We start from the raw sequence: 13,303 nt of genomic DNA on the forward strand, positions 1-13,303 counted from the left end.
GCCTATGTTTATCCGAGAGCGTCGGGTCAAAAAAGTGCCTTGATCTTAAAAATAGACCACAGCCGCATTCTGCGAGGACACAGCCATGCATATATTGCTGACAGGCGGCACTGGCTTGATTGGCCAGCACCTGTGCCAGTTCTGGCTCGGCCAGGGCCATCGCCTCACGGTCTGGAGCCGCCGACCGGAGCAGGTGCCCAAACTGTGCGGTAGCGGGGTGCGCGGTATCGCCCAGCTGGACGAACTGCAAGCGGATGATCACCTCGATGCGGTCATCAACCTGGCGGGGGCGCCGATCGCCGACCGGCCCTGGACCGGGGCCCGGCGCAACCTGTTGTGGGCCAGCCGCATCACCCTCACCGAGCAACTGCTGGCGTGGCTGGGTGCGCGTGAGCAGCGCCCTGAGGTGCTGATTTCTGGTTCTGCGGTGGGCTGGTATGGGGATGGCGGCGAGCGCGAACTCACCGAGGCGTCCCAGCCGGTGCGCGAAGATTTTGCCAGCCAGTTGTGTATCGCCTGGGAAGAAACAGCCCAGCGTTCGCAAGCTCAAGGCATCCGCGTGGTGTTGGTGCGCACCGGGTTGGTACTGGCCAGCGATGGCGGCTTTTTGTCGCGCCTACGGTTGCCTTTCAAGCTCGGGCTGGGCGGGCCGTTGGGCGATGGTCGGCAGTGGATGCCGTGGATCCATATAGACGACCAGGTCGCCCTGATTGATTTTCTCTTGCAGCATAAGGACACCAGCGGTCCTTATAATGCCTGCGCCCCAGAGCCTGTGCGCAACCGTGAGTTCGCCAGGCGGCTGGGCCGTGCGATGCACCGGCCAGCGCTGCTGCCTGTGCCAGCGCTTTTGCTGAAGGCAGGGCTCGGCGAGCTGTCGACGCTGCTGCTCGGCGGCCAGCGGGCGCGCCCGGTGCGCTTGCTGGCGGCAGGTTTCACTTTCCGTTTCAACGATCTGCAATCGGCCCTGGACGACTTGTCCAGCCGCCTCTGACATAGGACGCTGCATGACCGATCACGCCCTGCTGCTGGTTAACCTGGGGTCCCCGGCCTCCACTTCGGTGGCCGATGTGCGCCGTTACCTCAACCAGTTCCTGATGGACCCGTATGTGATCGACCTGCCTTGGCCGGTGCGGCGCTTGCTGGTGTCGTTGATTCTGATCAAGCGCCCGGAACAGTCTGCGCACGCCTACGCGTCGATCTGGTGGGACGAAGGCTCGCCACTGGTGGTGCTGACCCGCCGCCTGCAGGCGGCGATGGTCGAGCACTGGCCCCATGGCCCGGTGGAAATCGCCATGCGCTACGGCCAGCCGGCGTTGCCCGAAGTGCTGGAGCGCCTGGCAGCTCAGGGCGTGCGCAAGGTCACCTTGGCACCGCTTTATCCACAGTTCGCCGACAGTACGGTGACCACTGTGGTGGCGTTGGCCAAACAGACGGTCAGCGAGCGCCAGTTGCCGTTGCAGATGCGCGTGCTGCAGCCGTTCTACGACCATCCCGAGTACATCGAGGCGCTGGTGGCCAGCGCCAAGCCTTACCTGCAGCAGGATTACGACCACCTGTTGCTGAGTTTTCATGGGCTGCCGGAGCGGCACCTGAAAAAGCTCGATCCCACCGGTAAGCATGATTTTCAGGCGGCCGATTGCTGCAAGGACGCCAGTGCCGAAATGCGCGCCGTGTGTTATCGCGGGCAGTGTTTGGCCACGGCCAAGGCCTTTGCGCAGAAAATGGGCATACCGGATGGCAAGTGGTCGGTGTCGTTCCAGTCGCGCCTGGGGCGCGCCAAGTGGATCGAACCTTACACCGAGACGCGGCTGGACGAGTTGGCCCAGGCGGGGGTGAAGAAGCTGCTGGTGATGTGCCCGGCGTTCGTTGCCGATTGCATCGAGACGCTGGAAGAGATCGGCGATCGCGGCAAAGAACAATTCATCGAGGCAGGGGGCGAGGAACTGCTGTTGGTGCCGTGCCTGAATGATCACCCAGAGTGGGTGAAGGTGCTGGCGGGGATGTGCGAAAAAGCCTGAATGAGTCCGCCCTTGTGGGCGGCCTTGTGCTGCGAAGAGGCCGGGGATGACACAGAAGATTGATGTGTTGTCACCGGCCTCTTCGCAGCACAAGGCTGCTCCTACAGGAGAGGCGTTTTGCGGCAGGAGCCCGTGTCACTCAAGGCAGCTGATCATCCAGCTTCTTGTTCTTCCAGCCATCATTGCCCGGCAGGATCAGGTTAAGGGCAATGGCCACCACGGCGCACAGGGCGATACCCTTCAGGCCCCAGTCGTCCGGGCCGTCACCGCTGCCGATCAACACGCCGCCAATACCGAACACCAGGGTCACCGAAACGATCACCAGGTTGCGCGCCTCGGCCAGGTCGATCTTGTGGCGGATCATGGTGTTCATGCCCACCGCCGCAATCGAGCCGAACAGCAGGCACAGAATGCCGCCCATGACCGGTACCGGAATGCTCTGCAGCAGCGCGCCGAACTTGCCGATGAAGGCCAGGGTGATGGCAAACACCGCCGCCCAGGTCATGATCTTCGGGTTGTAGTTCTTGGTCAGCATCACCGCGCCGGTCACTTCGGCATAGGTGGTGTTGGGCGGGCCACCGAACAGGCCGGCAGCCGTGGTCGCCAGGCCGTCACCCAGCAGGGTGCGGTGCAAGCCAGGCTTTTTCAGGTAGTCGCGCCCGGTGACGCTGCCCACCGCAATCACCCCACCGATGTGCTCGATCGCCGGTGCCAGGGCTACCGGCACGATGAACAGGATGGCCTGCCAGTTGAACGCCGGCGCGGTGAAGTTGGGGATCTCCAACCATGGTGCAGCGGCAATCTTGGCCGTGTCGACCACGCCAAAGGCAAACGCCAGGGCAAAGCCCACCAGCACGCCGGAGATGATCGGCACCAGGCGGAAGATACCCTTGCCGAAGACCGCGACGATCAAGGTAGTCAGCAGTGCCGGCATCGAGATCAACATGGCGGTCTTGTAAGGCATCAGCGCAGCACCGTCACCGCCCTTGCCCATGGCCATGTTGGCAGCGATGGGCGCCATGGCCAGGCCAATCGAGATGATCACTGGGCCAATCACCACAGGCGGCAGCATGCGGTCGATGAAACCGGTGCCTTTGATTTTTACCATCAACCCCATGAAGGTGTAGACGAAGCCCGCGGCCATTACGCCGCCCATGGTTTCGGCCAGGCCGAACTGGCCCTTGGCAAGGATGATCGGGGTGATGAAGGCAAAGCTGGATGCCAGGAACACCGGGACCTGACGGCCGGTGACCAGCTGGAACAGCAGCGTGCCGATACCGGCGGTGAACAGCGCGACGTTCGGGTCGAGGCCGGTGATCAGTGGCATCAGCACCAGCGCGCCAAATGCCACGAAGAGCATCTGCGCGCCCGAAACGACCTGGCGCCAAAGCGGGTCGTTGAAGCCCTCCTGCATGGTCAGGCGTCCTTTTGCTTGGTGCCGAAGATCTTGTCGCCGGCATCACCCAAGCCCGGCACGATGTAGCCGTGCTCGTTCAGGCGCTGGTCGATCGAAGCGGTGTAGATCTGTACATCCGGGTGGGCTTTTTCCACCACATTGATGCCTTCGGGGGCGGCGACCAGCACCATGGCGCGAATCTCTTTGCAGCCAGCTTTTTTCAGCAGGTCGATGGTGGCGACCATCGAGGCGCCGGTGGCCAGCATCGGGTCGATGATCAGGGCCAGGCGCTGGTTGATGTCCGGCGCGAGCTTTTCCAGGTAGGTATGGGCTTCGAGGGTTTCTTCGTTGCGCGCGACGCCAACGGCACTGACCTTGGCACCCGGAATCAGGCTGAGCACGCCGTCGAGCATGCCGATGCCGGCGCGCAGGATCGGGACGACGGTAATCTTCTTGCCGGCGATTTTTTCGACCTGCACCTTGCCACACCACCCGTCGATCTCGTAGGTTTCCAGTGGCAGGTCCTGGGTGGCTTCATAGGTCAGAAGCGCGCCGACTTCCTGGGCAAGTTCGCGAAAATTCTTGGTGCTGATGTCGGCACGGCGCATGAGGCCGAGCTTGTGGCGGATCAGCGGATGGCGGATCTCACGAGTGGGCATAGGGGGGGCTCCGAAAGGCGGGCAAAAAAACCGCGCTAGATTAATCTATTCAGCCTGTGCTGTCGTGTAGTCCTTTTGGACGTTAGTCCATAAATGCTTGATCTGTGGCGAGCGGATGCGTACCTTTGCCCGCTTTTCCAAAATACCCCCCCTGGAGAGCGCAATGCCCGCCGATCTCGAGCACATCCGTCAAGTCATGCGCGAAGCAGACTGTCTGTACACCGAAGCCGAAGTCGAAGCGGCCATCGCCAAGGTTGGCGAGCAGATCTGCAAAGACCTGCACGACAAGAACCCGGTGGTCTTCTGCGTGATGAACGGCGGCCTTATCTTCTCCGGCAAGCTGCTGACCCACCTGCAGTTCCCGCTGGAAGCGTCGTACCTGCACGCCACCCGCTATCGCAACCAGACCAGCGGCGGCGAGTTGTTCTGGAAAGCCAAGCCAGAAGTCTCGTTCATCGACCGTGACGTGCTGATCGTCGATGACATCCTCGACGAAGGCCACACCCTCAGCGCCATCATCGAGTTCTGCAAGCACGCCGGTGCGCGCTCGGTGCACACCGCGGTGCTGATCGATAAGGACCACGACCGCAAAGCCAGCCCGGACCTTAAAGCCAACTACGTCGGCCTGCCGTGCGTCGATCGCTACATCTTCGGCTATGGCATGGACTACAAAGGCTACTGGCGTAACGCCAACGGCATCTTCGCCGTCAAGGGGCTGTAACCATGCGCCAGCCCGCGTTCATCGACCAATCGCTGTTCGCCGAGCTGGCGCAGAAGGCTGCCGCCAACCCTCGCGGGCGGCAGCACCATAACTTCCATGAGATGGAAGAGCCTTGCCACCGCATGGCAGTCGGGCTGCAGCCGACGACCTACATCCCACCCCATCGGCACCTGAGCGACGACAAGGCCGAAGCACTGATCGTGCTCAAGGGGCGCCTTGGCCTGCTGATCTTCGATGAGCACGGTGCGCTGACTGAAAAGCGGGTGCTGCAGGCCGGCGGCGACTGCCTGGGTGTAGACCTGGCGCCCGGTACCTACCACGGGTTGGTGGTACTGGAACCGGACAGCATCCTCTTCGAGTGCAAGGCCGGGCCGTACCGGCCAGTGGGCGAGGGCGAGCATGCCCACTGGGCGCCGCGTGAAGGCGAGGCCGGCGTGGCCGAGTACCAGGCCTGGATGCGCGCCCAGTTCGATTGATCGCGGGCTCCCGGTACAGGCTGAACACAGCATGCTAGAGTGCCTGTTCAAGCCAAGGAGCCTCACATGCGTGCGATTCTTCCCCTCCTGCTGGCGGTCAGCCTGCCGATCTGTGCCGCACCGCTGCACAGCCAGTTTCTGCCGCCTGATGACCTGTCCCTGCGCCAGGAAGCGCCGACCGGTCAGCAACTGCTGCAAGTGACCGATTATGCGGTGGTGGTCGGTGCCCAGCGTCAGTCCGACCAGCAACCAATCCCCATCACCGCATCGTTGCAGATGCGCCTCAAGGGCAAGCCGCTGAGCAAGGGCGCCACCATCGCCCAGGTGCTGCTGACCTTCGATGGTGAAGCCGGCAAAAGCTTGAAAAAGCCCGTTTATGATGAGAAAACCCGCACCTTGAGCCTCAACTACCCGGTCAGTGATTACCGCGTGATCATGGACCTGCTGCGCAACGAAACGCTCTACGTGCAATTTCTGACTTACGGCAACGGCCACATCTGGGCCGACCTGCACACCGGCACCGTACGTACGCGTTGAGGCGCGCGCCCTGCGGGGGGTAAACTGCCGGCCTTCGAAATTCCGTGATGGTCCAGTTGGAGTCGGCAATGCGTAAAGACAAGAAACAGGTAATCGGTGACGAAATCAGCGACGACTACATCAAGTCGTTCCTTCAGTTCGAGCCAGCCGATGGCGTGACTTCGCCGTCGCTGCACAAGCTGGTCAAGGCTTACCGTGGCCTGCGTGTCGACGACTTCGAGCGTTTCGTCGGTTTCTTCGTCGAAGCGGGCCTGAACCTGGATGGCAAGGACGAGCACGGCAAGACCTTCGTCGAACAGATCGCCGACCAGCGCAATGCTCCTGAGTACATCGAGATCATCGATAAAGCCCGCGGCTGATTGTCAGGCCGGTACTGGCCTCTTCGCGGGCAAGTCGGACCGCCGCACCGCCGCTCCCACCCGAACTGCGTAGCCTCAAAGGCTAGCGCCGCACCTGTGGGAGCTGGCTTGCCAGCGATGAGGCCGGCACAGGCCAAAACGCAGGCACAAAAAAACGCCCCGAGGGGCGTTTTTTCGTTTCAGCCAGCTCAGGCGTAATGCTTGGCCGGGCTGTCTTCCACCAGTTCCAGCGCGGCATCGTTGTCGGCACTGATCTTGTTGTACAGCGCGGCATCGGTTGCCAGGACCTTCTCGCGAGCGGGGAAGATTTCCTTGAGCTTGGCAGCCCAGGCACCTTTGGCCTGCTCGGGGAAGCAACGCTCGATCAGTTCCAGCATGATCGAAACGGTTACCGACGCGCCCGGCGATGCGCCGAGCAGTGCGGCCAGGCTGCCGTCCTGGGCCGAGACCAGCTCGGTACCAAACTGCAGAATGCCGCCCTTTTTCGGGTCTTTCTTGATGATTTGCACGCGTTGGCCGGCCACTTCCAGGCGCCAGTCTTCGGCTTTGGCTTGCGGGTAGAAGCGGCGCAGCGATTCCAGGCGCTGTTCCATCGACTGCATCACTTCGCTGACCAGGTACTTGGTCAGGTCCATGTTGTCGCGGGCCACGGCCAGCATCGGGCCGATGTTGCCCATGCGCACCGACAGCGGCAGGTCCATCAGCGAACCATGCTTGAGGAACTTGGTGGTAAAGCCTGCGTACGGGCCGAACAGCAGCGAGGTCTTGCCGTCTACCACGCGGGTGTCCAGGTGCGGCACCGACATCGGTGGCGCGCCGACCGCCGCCTGGCTGTAAACCTTGGCCTGGTGCTGTTTGACGATTTCCGGGTTGTCGCAACGCAGCCATTGGCCGCTCACCGGGAAGCCGCCGAAGCCTTTGCTCTCAGGAATGCCCGACAGCTGCAGCAGCGGCAGGGCCGCGCCACCGGCGCCGAGGAACACGAAGCGCGCGTCGACTTCACGGCTGCCGCCGCTGTTGACGTCCTTGATGCTCACAGTCCAGCCGCTGCCGTTACGGCGCAGGCCGACGACTTTCTTGCTGTACTTGACCTGCGCGTCGGGCGAGTCGCCCAGCAGCTTGAGCAGCTTGTTGGTCAGCGCGCCGAAGTTGACGTCGGTGCCTTTCGCCACGCGGGTGGCGGCGATGTGCTGGTCGGCCGGGCGGCCGGGCATCATCAACGGCATCCAGTCGCTCATCACAGCCTTGTCTTCGGTGTATTCCATCTCGGAGAAGGCGTGATGCTGCTTGAGCAGCTCGAAGCGCTTCTTGAGGAAGGAAACACCCTTGTCACCTTCGACGTAGCTCAGGTGCGGGACAGGGTTGATGAAGGCACGCGCCGAGCCGAAGTTACCCTTCTTGCTCAGGTAAGCCCAGAACTGGCGCGAGACCTCGAACTGGGTATTGATGTGCACGGCCTTCTTGATGTCGATGCTGCCATCGGCGGCCTGGGGCGTGTAGTTAAGCTCGCACAGGCCAGCGTGGCCGGTACCTGCGTTGTTCCAGGGGTTGGAGCTTTCCGCGGCCCCGGAGTCCATCGCCTCGACGACCTCCAGCTTGAGGGTCGGGTCGAGCTCCTTGAGCAGTACGGCCAGGGTGGCACTCATGATGCCCGCGCCTACCAGTACTACATCAACCGATTCGTTCTGCGCCATTTAACGCGTCTCCACAATCTACAGCTACCTAATTGACAGCATAGGATCCCTGGGTTCGCCAGGATCGCCATGTCCGACTTTTCGCAGTTCTTGCAACTTCCGCGGACACCGCCAATCAGTCTTCGGGTTCGGGTATTGAACCCCGATTGCCACGGGTGCGGCAATTCGACTTATGGTCAAGGTGTCGTGCGTGCGTTATGGAACGGCCTCAGACACTCATCCGGGATGAGCGCAGTTGCCGCCTGTTCAGGGCTGTTCGGGACACATCTGCCGCTTTTGCACATGCCAGACTGTTCATTTGCTCGCCACACTCTCGTGAAGTTGTGAAAAACCGTTTTTTTCACGCTCTTTTGGAGACGTGAACCTCAAAAGGGGACTGCGCGATGGCAACCCACAGGTTCATGCAGTGCGAAGGGCCGGAAAAGCAGGCACGACAGCCGATGCAAGACCTGAGTGGAAGGCTCTCTGTGGGCGAAGCGGTGAAGGTGCCGGGGTCAAGCGGCAAATGCGGGGCCCGATCAGGAGACGTCCTTATAATCGGGGGGAGATTATAGCGATGTCGCGGGCAGAAAGGTCGTTATTCGTGGTTTTTATTGCAGCGTTTGTCAGGCCGGCAGGCTGCGCTGATGCCAACGGGTGTTTGCGAGGGCGCAAACCCGGGCGCTGTCGGGCAGTTGGCGGCTGGCTGCAACCGGCAATATAAAGCCGGCGACCGCTGCGTACTGCTTTTTCTTGTGGCTTGCCGCTTGTAGGTTGCCGCTAGGTATACTGTGCGCCTTAGCCGCATTTTCTGGAGAAACGCGCATGTTGCAACGTCTGTTGTTCGGTTTGATCGCGGTGGCCAGCCTCAGCCTGGTCGGATGTGCCCACAGCCCGCAACAACTCAGCCCGCAGCCCAAGCTCACCGCCCAGCTCGCACCTGTCGGCCACGGTCAGCCGGTGGTGGTCAAGGTGGTTGATGGCCGGGCTTCGCAGTCCCTGGGCACGCGCGGTGGCATGTACCCCGAGACCAGCACCATCAGTGTCAGTGGCAATGATGTGCTGCCCAAGCTGCAGGCGCAGGCCGAAGCCGCTGTGCGCCTGCTCGGTTTCACCCCGACGGCGAATGCCTACAATGCCCCGCAGTTGACCGTGACCCTTGCCGAGCTCAAGTACCAGTCGCCCAAGGACAACCTGTACGTGACCGAGGCCACCATTGGTGCCACCTTCCGTGCCGACGTGGCCAACGCCAACCGCCGTTACAGCGGCCGTTACGGTGCTTCGCTGGACCAGCGTTTCGGCATGGCGCCGAACCAGGAAACCAACACCAAGCTGGTCAGCGACGTACTGAGCGACGCCCTGACCCGCCTGTTCAAAGACCCGACCATCGGGCAAGTACTGGGCGAATAAGCGTTCAGTCCTGCTAAAACAAACCCGCTGCCTGGCTGACAGGCAGCGGGTTTGTTTTTTTGCGGGGGCTTCAGGCCGCCTGGATATGGAAGTCCAGCAGGCTGAAACCGGTGGCCACATCCACCTCCGGCAAGTCCTCATGCGCGTGCCCACCCAGCGCGCAATAGACCAGCCACTGGCGGTCCTGCACATTGATGGCGAAACCGTCGATCAACGCCTGCTGTTCGTCGCTCTGGGCTACGAGATAGAGGCGGTCCTGGTTTTCGGCGTGCAGCATGAACAAACTCCGGATCGGGAAAAGGCCGACAGGGTGGCCTGTTCTGATGACGATCCTGTGACAGATGAAATTTAGTGACACTTTGTCGCCGCAACCGAGCGTCAACGCCGGACTTGGGTAGAATGCCGGCCTTTGCCGTCCTTCAATCCGAGGTTGTGTAATGTCGTTGCAAGTGCTCTGGGGGTTTCTGGCCGCCCATCCGACCAAGCTGATCAACCTGCTGGCGTTGCTGATGACGTGCCCCGGCGGGATGCTGCTGCACAGCGCACGGCGGCGCGAGGCTGTCACGCGGGAAAGCCTGGCGGTGGATGAGGGGGTGGTGGATGCGTTTGACCTGAGGGTGCCGCGTTACTTCTATATTCTCGGTTTTTCGTGCCTGGCCATGGCGCTGCTGCTGTCCTGGTTCAGTACCTGGGTGTGACCCTTGGGGCTGCAAAGCAGCCCCGGGTTGATCAGGCAACTGGCGTTTGCTGCTTGACCTGGTACTGGTTGCGCACCGGCGTCGCGTATTGCAACACCAGGTACGGCCGCTGTTCTTCAGGGCAAGCTTCCAAGCGACGCTGCCATTCTTCCTTGGCCCGCGCCAGCTCTTCGCCTGGGAATACCTTCTCGGCGCTCGGCACTTGCAGTGCCTCATCTTTCTCGTCCCACATCGCGTAGGCCAGGTAGTGCACCGGGAACAACCGGTAGCCACCGAGGACCTGCCGGTCGATTTCGGCTGCCAGCTGCTTGGTGTCCTCGAAGTACTCGGTCACCGGCGCGGCAAAGTTGATGTGCACCCGGCCCTTGTAGCCGGTGATGCCCTTGGCGATGCTGTTGTCGTCCTCGCCCGGCGCCTTCTTGTAGGTGCCGGTGGTGGCGCGGATGTACAGCTCGCGGGCCTTGGCCTGGTCGCAGGGGTCGTACTCGTAGCTGATCGAAACCGGCGTCAGGTTCAGGCTCTGGATGACCGCGCCGAACGGCTCGTCCTTGCGGCTCATGTGGAACATCTTGAGGATCGCCGAGTCGGTGCGGTCATCACCGTCCTTGGCGCGGCCTTCGGCCTGGGCGATCCAGATCGATGCGCCATCATTGCGGATCGAGTGGTTGATGTAGGCCGAGAGCAGTTGGTAAGCCGCCAGCTTCTCGCGGCGACCGCTCAGCGAGCGGTGCACGATGAAGCTCTTGTTCAGGCGCATCATGTCGCTGACGAAGGGTTTTTGCAGCAGGTTGTCACCGATGGCAATGCGCGGGGTCGGCAGGCCGGCGTGGTACACGGCGTAGTTGACGAAGGCCGGGTCCATGACGATGTCGCGGTGGTTGGCCAGGAACAGGTACGCGGTGCCGGCCTTGAGTTGCTCGACGCCCGAATAGGTAACGCCATCGGTGGCGCGCTCGATGGTCTGGTCGACGTAGTACTCGACTTTGTCCTGCAAGGTCGACACGCAGGTGACGCCGGCGAATTCCTTGCGCAGGCGGCGGGCGATCAGTGGCTTGAGCAGCCAGCCGAGTGGGGCGGCAGCACGCGGGAAGCGGAAGTGGGTGAGGATATCGAGGAATGCCGGGTCGCTGAGCAGGCGTGCCAGCACGGCAGGGACCTCAGCGTCGTCGTACGGTCGGATGGCATCGAATTCGCCCATCATGCTCTCTTGTTGGAAACGGCTAGGGTAATAGGTAGGGACGGGGTTCGAAAAACGGCTCGAACACGCACAGGCCCTGTAATCAGACCGGCAATTATACGCATAAGTCACCGTGGAGGCCGCGATGCTGGAAACCGACTTCTATGATTGCCCGTATTGTGGCGAACGGGTGGAAACCACTGTCGATATCTCCAGTGGCGACCAGGTCTATACCGAGGATTGCCAGGTCTGTTGCCAGCCTGTGGTGTTCATCCTGCAGGTGCACGGTGACGAATGGATGCTCGAAGTCAGACGCGAGGACGATGCCTGATGCAACGGATCTACGAACCGGAAAGCCTGCTGGAGGCTGAAATGCTGGTGGGCATGCTGGCCAGTGAGGGCATCTCGGTGCACCTGGTCGGCCGCGACCTGGTGGGTGCTGCCGGTGAGCTGCCGATGCAGGGTTTGCTGGGGCTTGCGGTGCCCGACGAGCAGGCCGAGTACGCACGGCAGCTGATCGATGCGTACAATGATGCCCAGCCACTGGTTGGTGACGAACCGGAGAGCTATCCCGGTACCTTGATCTGCTAGGTAAAAAATTCGCCCATGTGTGGACGTTATGCCCTGTTTCGCTGGCCCCAGGCCCTTGCCACTCTGCCGGGCTTCCCCGTCGGCCAGCCGGCACAATGGAATATCTCGCCCGGTGCGTCAGTGTTGATCCAGCGCCAGGTCGACGGCCAGCAAGGCTTGGCCAAGGCACGCTGGGGCCTGACGCCAGCCTGGCTCACTGACCTTTCCCGCACGCCTGCTCATGCCCGAGCCGAAACCCTTGCCGAACAACCGATGTTCCGCGAAGCGTTCCGCCAGCGCCGCTGCCTGATGCCGGCCAATGGCTTTTATGAATGGCGCGGTACGGTACGCAAACGCCCCTACTGGCTGACCCCGGGGGAGGGGTCGTCACTGTATTTTGCGGCGGTGTGGGAGGCCTATCCGGTGCAGGACCAGGTTTGGCTGAGCTGCGCAGTGGTGACCCAGGCCGCCATGAACCAGCGCCGGCCGTTGATTCTGGACGAGGCGGGGCAGGCGGCCTGGTTGGCCCCTGATACGCCGATCACGCGCTTGCACGAGCTGCTGGCCAGCCCCCCGGCTACGCTGCGTGAGCGGGCATTGGCAAACTTCGTCAATGACCCGAAACTGGATGCACCGGAGTGCCTGACGCCGGCCTGACGCCGGCCAGACAGCGTGGCCGTGCAGCCGGTAAAATTCTTCCCTGCGGCTATGGCGGGTCCAGGCGACTAGGCCTAGGATACGCCGCATGTAAAAGGGAGTGTTTTCATGCGTAAGTCATTTGTTGTCAGTGTGTTGAGTGCCGGTATCCTGCTGGCAGGCTGCCAGGCGGTGAATACCACCAGCGGCGGAGCCGTCGGTGTCGAGCGCAAGCAGTACATGTTCAGCATGCTCTCGACCGATGAGGTCAACCAGATGTACGCCCAGTCCTACCAGCAGACCCTCGGTGAGGCGTCGAACAAGGGCGTGCTGGACAAGTCCAGTGCCGATGCCAAGCGCGTGCAGGTCATCGCTGACCGGTTGATCGCCCAGGCGCCGAAGTTTCGCCCGGATGCCGCCCAGTGGAACTGGGAAGTCAACGTGATCAAGAGCGACGAGCTCAACGCCAACTGTGGCCCTGGCGGCAAGATCATCGTTTATACCGGCCTGATCGACCAACTCAAGCTGACCGATGCCGAGATTGCGGCGGTGGTCGGTCACGAGATCGCCCACGCCCTGCGTGAGCATAGCCGCGAAGCCATGTCCAAGGCCTATGGCGTGGAAATGGCCCGTCAGGGTGCGGGTGCCATCTTCGGCCTGGGCCAAAGCAGCATGGCCATGGCCGACACCGTGGTGAACTACGCCATGACCTTGCCCAACAGCCGTGCCAATGAGAACGAGGCGGACCTGATCGGCCTGGAGCTGTCGGCACGTGCCGGTTACGACCCGAATGCCGCGATCACCTTGTGGAACAAGATGAGCAAGGCTTCTGAAGGCGCGCCACCTGAGTTCATGAGCACTCACCCGGCGTCCGAAAGCCGTATTGCCTCGTTGCAGGCAGCGATTCCGAAGGTGATGCCGCTGTATCAGGCTGCCAAGAAGTAATCTGCGTCACCTGTAGGAGCAGCCTTGT

17 protein-coding genes are annotated in these 13,303 nt (G+C 62.0%); 12 read left to right on the top strand and 5 right to left on the bottom strand.

Annotated features, from left to right (window positions below; all coding sequences use genetic code 11):
* Window positions 1-85 precede the first annotated feature (85 nt).
* Window positions 86-991 carry a TIGR01777 family oxidoreductase gene (locus LOY53_RS03885; protein WP_027594464.1) on the top strand — a complete coding sequence of 302 codons (906 nt, stop codon included), beginning with the start codon at window positions 86-88 and terminating at the stop codon, window positions 989-991.
* Between the two features lie 13 nt (window positions 992-1,004).
* A complete protein-coding gene (gene hemH, locus LOY53_RS03890; RefSeq protein ID WP_252826682.1) occupies window positions 1,005-2,018 on the top strand; it encodes a ferrochelatase in 1,014 nt (337 codons plus the stop codon).
* 139 nt (window positions 2,019-2,157) lie between these two features.
* On the opposite strand, the gene LOY53_RS03895 is transcribed toward hemH, so the two are convergent.
* Together LOY53_RS03895 and upp are read right to left on the bottom strand one after the other, a co-directional pair.
* A complete protein-coding gene (locus LOY53_RS03895) occupies window positions 2,158-3,432 on the bottom strand; it encodes a uracil-xanthine permease family protein (protein WP_258703622.1) in 1,275 nt (424 codons plus the stop codon).
* A gap of 2 nt (window positions 3,433-3,434) precedes the next feature.
* Window positions 3,435-4,073: a uracil phosphoribosyltransferase gene (gene upp, locus LOY53_RS03900; RefSeq protein WP_027594461.1), complete on the bottom strand. Its 639-nt coding sequence runs from the start codon at window positions 4,071-4,073 to the stop codon at window positions 3,435-3,437.
* A 163-nt stretch (window positions 4,074-4,236) separates the two neighbouring features.
* On the opposite strand from upp, the gene LOY53_RS03905 reads away from it, so the two are divergent.
* The 4 genes from LOY53_RS03905 (at window position 4,237) to LOY53_RS03920 (ending at window position 6,166) form a co-directional block, all read left to right on the top strand.
* On the top strand, window positions 4,237-4,794 hold the full coding sequence (locus LOY53_RS03905) for a hypoxanthine-guanine phosphoribosyltransferase (RefSeq protein ID WP_027594460.1): 558 nt from the start codon (window positions 4,237-4,239) through the stop codon (window positions 4,792-4,794).
* 2 nt (window positions 4,795-4,796) lie between these two features.
* Window positions 4,797-5,270 carry a WbuC family cupin fold metalloprotein gene (locus LOY53_RS03910; protein WP_099452908.1) on the top strand — a complete coding sequence of 158 codons (474 nt, stop codon included), beginning with the start codon at window positions 4,797-4,799 and terminating at the stop codon, window positions 5,268-5,270.
* Between the two features lie 66 nt (window positions 5,271-5,336).
* Complete coding sequence (locus LOY53_RS03915) at window positions 5,337-5,807, top strand: hypothetical protein (protein WP_027594458.1); 471 nt, start codon at window positions 5,337-5,339, stop codon at window positions 5,805-5,807.
* A 68-nt stretch (window positions 5,808-5,875) separates the two neighbouring features.
* Window positions 5,876-6,166, top strand: coding sequence for a PA4642 family protein (locus LOY53_RS03920; protein WP_252826683.1), 291 nt, complete (start codon window positions 5,876-5,878; stop codon window positions 6,164-6,166).
* A 188-nt stretch (window positions 6,167-6,354) separates the two neighbouring features.
* On the opposite strand, the gene mqo is transcribed toward LOY53_RS03920, so the two are convergent.
* On the bottom strand, window positions 6,355-7,860 hold the full coding sequence (gene mqo / locus LOY53_RS03925; RefSeq protein WP_099452910.1) for a malate dehydrogenase (quinone): 1,506 nt from the start codon (window positions 7,858-7,860) through the stop codon (window positions 6,355-6,357).
* A gap of 804 nt (window positions 7,861-8,664) precedes the next feature.
* Between mqo and LOY53_RS03930 the strand changes: the two genes are divergently transcribed.
* Complete coding sequence (locus tag LOY53_RS03930) at window positions 8,665-9,249, top strand: YajG family lipoprotein (protein WP_085274100.1); 585 nt, start codon at window positions 8,665-8,667, stop codon at window positions 9,247-9,249.
* A gap of 70 nt (window positions 9,250-9,319) precedes the next feature.
* Here LOY53_RS03930 and LOY53_RS03935 read toward each other — a convergent pair whose 3' ends face one another.
* Window positions 9,320-9,526, bottom strand: a complete 207-nt coding sequence (locus LOY53_RS03935) for a hypothetical protein (protein WP_238214496.1) — start codon at window positions 9,524-9,526, stop codon at window positions 9,320-9,322.
* Window positions 9,527-9,686: 160 nt separating this feature from the next.
* On the opposite strand from LOY53_RS03935, the gene LOY53_RS03940 reads away from it, so the two are divergent.
* Window positions 9,687-9,947: a hypothetical protein gene (locus LOY53_RS03940; RefSeq protein WP_027594454.1), complete on the top strand. Its 261-nt coding sequence runs from the start codon at window positions 9,687-9,689 to the stop codon at window positions 9,945-9,947.
* Between the two features lie 31 nt (window positions 9,948-9,978).
* On the opposite strand, the gene LOY53_RS03945 is transcribed toward LOY53_RS03940, so the two are convergent.
* Window positions 9,979-11,148 carry a 1-acyl-sn-glycerol-3-phosphate acyltransferase gene (locus LOY53_RS03945; protein WP_033694199.1) on the bottom strand — a complete coding sequence of 390 codons (1,170 nt, stop codon included), beginning with the start codon at window positions 11,146-11,148 and terminating at the stop codon, window positions 9,979-9,981.
* A gap of 121 nt (window positions 11,149-11,269) precedes the next feature.
* On the opposite strand from LOY53_RS03945, the gene LOY53_RS03950 reads away from it, so the two are divergent.
* The 4 genes from LOY53_RS03950 (at window position 11,270) to LOY53_RS03965 (ending at window position 13,275) form a co-directional block, all read left to right on the top strand.
* On the top strand, window positions 11,270-11,455 hold the full coding sequence (locus LOY53_RS03950; RefSeq protein ID WP_027594452.1) for a CPXCG motif-containing cysteine-rich protein: 186 nt from the start codon (window positions 11,270-11,272) through the stop codon (window positions 11,453-11,455).
* Window positions 11,455-11,715 (top strand): putative signal transducing protein, encoded by a 261-nt coding sequence (locus LOY53_RS03955; protein ID WP_027594451.1) that lies wholly within the window; start codon window positions 11,455-11,457, stop codon window positions 11,713-11,715. The genes LOY53_RS03950 and LOY53_RS03955 overlap by 1 nt, the downstream gene beginning before the upstream one ends.
* A gap of 15 nt (window positions 11,716-11,730) precedes the next feature.
* Window positions 11,731-12,351: an SOS response-associated peptidase gene (locus LOY53_RS03960; RefSeq protein ID WP_252826684.1), complete on the top strand. Its 621-nt coding sequence runs from the start codon at window positions 11,731-11,733 to the stop codon at window positions 12,349-12,351.
* A gap of 108 nt (window positions 12,352-12,459) precedes the next feature.
* Entirely contained in the window at window positions 12,460-13,275 is an 816-nt protein-coding gene (locus LOY53_RS03965; protein WP_027594449.1) for a M48 family metallopeptidase, read from the top strand.
* The last annotated feature ends 28 nt before the right edge of the window (window positions 13,276-13,303 follow it).

Source organism: Pseudomonas sp. B21-031, from assembly GCF_024748985.1.
Lineage (GTDB): Bacteria > Pseudomonadota > Gammaproteobacteria > Pseudomonadales > Pseudomonadaceae > Aquipseudomonas > Aquipseudomonas kermanshahensis.

Bases quoted from the DNA above. Each gene is read 5' to 3' on its own strand.
- LOY53_RS03885 (WP_027594464.1), top strand. From the start codon at position 86: ATGCATATATTGCTGACAGGCGGCACTGGCTTGATTGGCCAGCACCTG.
- hemH (WP_252826682.1), top strand. From the start codon at position 1,005: ATGACCGATCACGCCCTGCTGCTGGTTAACCTGGGGTCCCCGGCCTCC.
- LOY53_RS03895 (WP_258703622.1), bottom strand. From the start codon at position 3,432: ATGCAGGAGGGCTTCAACGACCCGCTTTGGCGCCAGGTCGTTTCGGGC.
- upp (WP_027594461.1), bottom strand. From the start codon at position 4,073: ATGCCCACTCGTGAGATCCGCCATCCGCTGATCCGCCACAAGCTCGGC.
- LOY53_RS03905 (WP_027594460.1), top strand. From the start codon at position 4,237: ATGCCCGCCGATCTCGAGCACATCCGTCAAGTCATGCGCGAAGCAGAC.
- LOY53_RS03910 (WP_099452908.1), top strand. From the start codon at position 4,797: ATGCGCCAGCCCGCGTTCATCGACCAATCGCTGTTCGCCGAGCTGGCG.
- LOY53_RS03915 (WP_027594458.1), top strand. From the start codon at position 5,337: ATGCGTGCGATTCTTCCCCTCCTGCTGGCGGTCAGCCTGCCGATCTGT.
- LOY53_RS03920 (WP_252826683.1), top strand. From the start codon at position 5,876: ATGCGTAAAGACAAGAAACAGGTAATCGGTGACGAAATCAGCGACGAC.
- mqo (WP_099452910.1), bottom strand. From the start codon at position 7,860: ATGGCGCAGAACGAATCGGTTGATGTAGTACTGGTAGGCGCGGGCATC.
- LOY53_RS03930 (WP_085274100.1), top strand. From the start codon at position 8,665: ATGTTGCAACGTCTGTTGTTCGGTTTGATCGCGGTGGCCAGCCTCAGC.
- LOY53_RS03935 (WP_238214496.1), bottom strand. From the start codon at position 9,526: ATGCTGCACGCCGAAAACCAGGACCGCCTCTATCTCGTAGCCCAGAGC.
- LOY53_RS03940 (WP_027594454.1), top strand. From the start codon at position 9,687: ATGTCGTTGCAAGTGCTCTGGGGGTTTCTGGCCGCCCATCCGACCAAG.
- LOY53_RS03945 (WP_033694199.1), bottom strand. From the start codon at position 11,148: ATGATGGGCGAATTCGATGCCATCCGACCGTACGACGACGCTGAGGTC.
- LOY53_RS03950 (WP_027594452.1), top strand. From the start codon at position 11,270: ATGCTGGAAACCGACTTCTATGATTGCCCGTATTGTGGCGAACGGGTG.
- LOY53_RS03955 (WP_027594451.1), top strand. From the start codon at position 11,455: ATGCAACGGATCTACGAACCGGAAAGCCTGCTGGAGGCTGAAATGCTG.
- LOY53_RS03960 (WP_252826684.1), top strand. From the start codon at position 11,731: ATGTGTGGACGTTATGCCCTGTTTCGCTGGCCCCAGGCCCTTGCCACT.
- LOY53_RS03965 (WP_027594449.1), top strand. From the start codon at position 12,460: ATGCGTAAGTCATTTGTTGTCAGTGTGTTGAGTGCCGGTATCCTGCTG.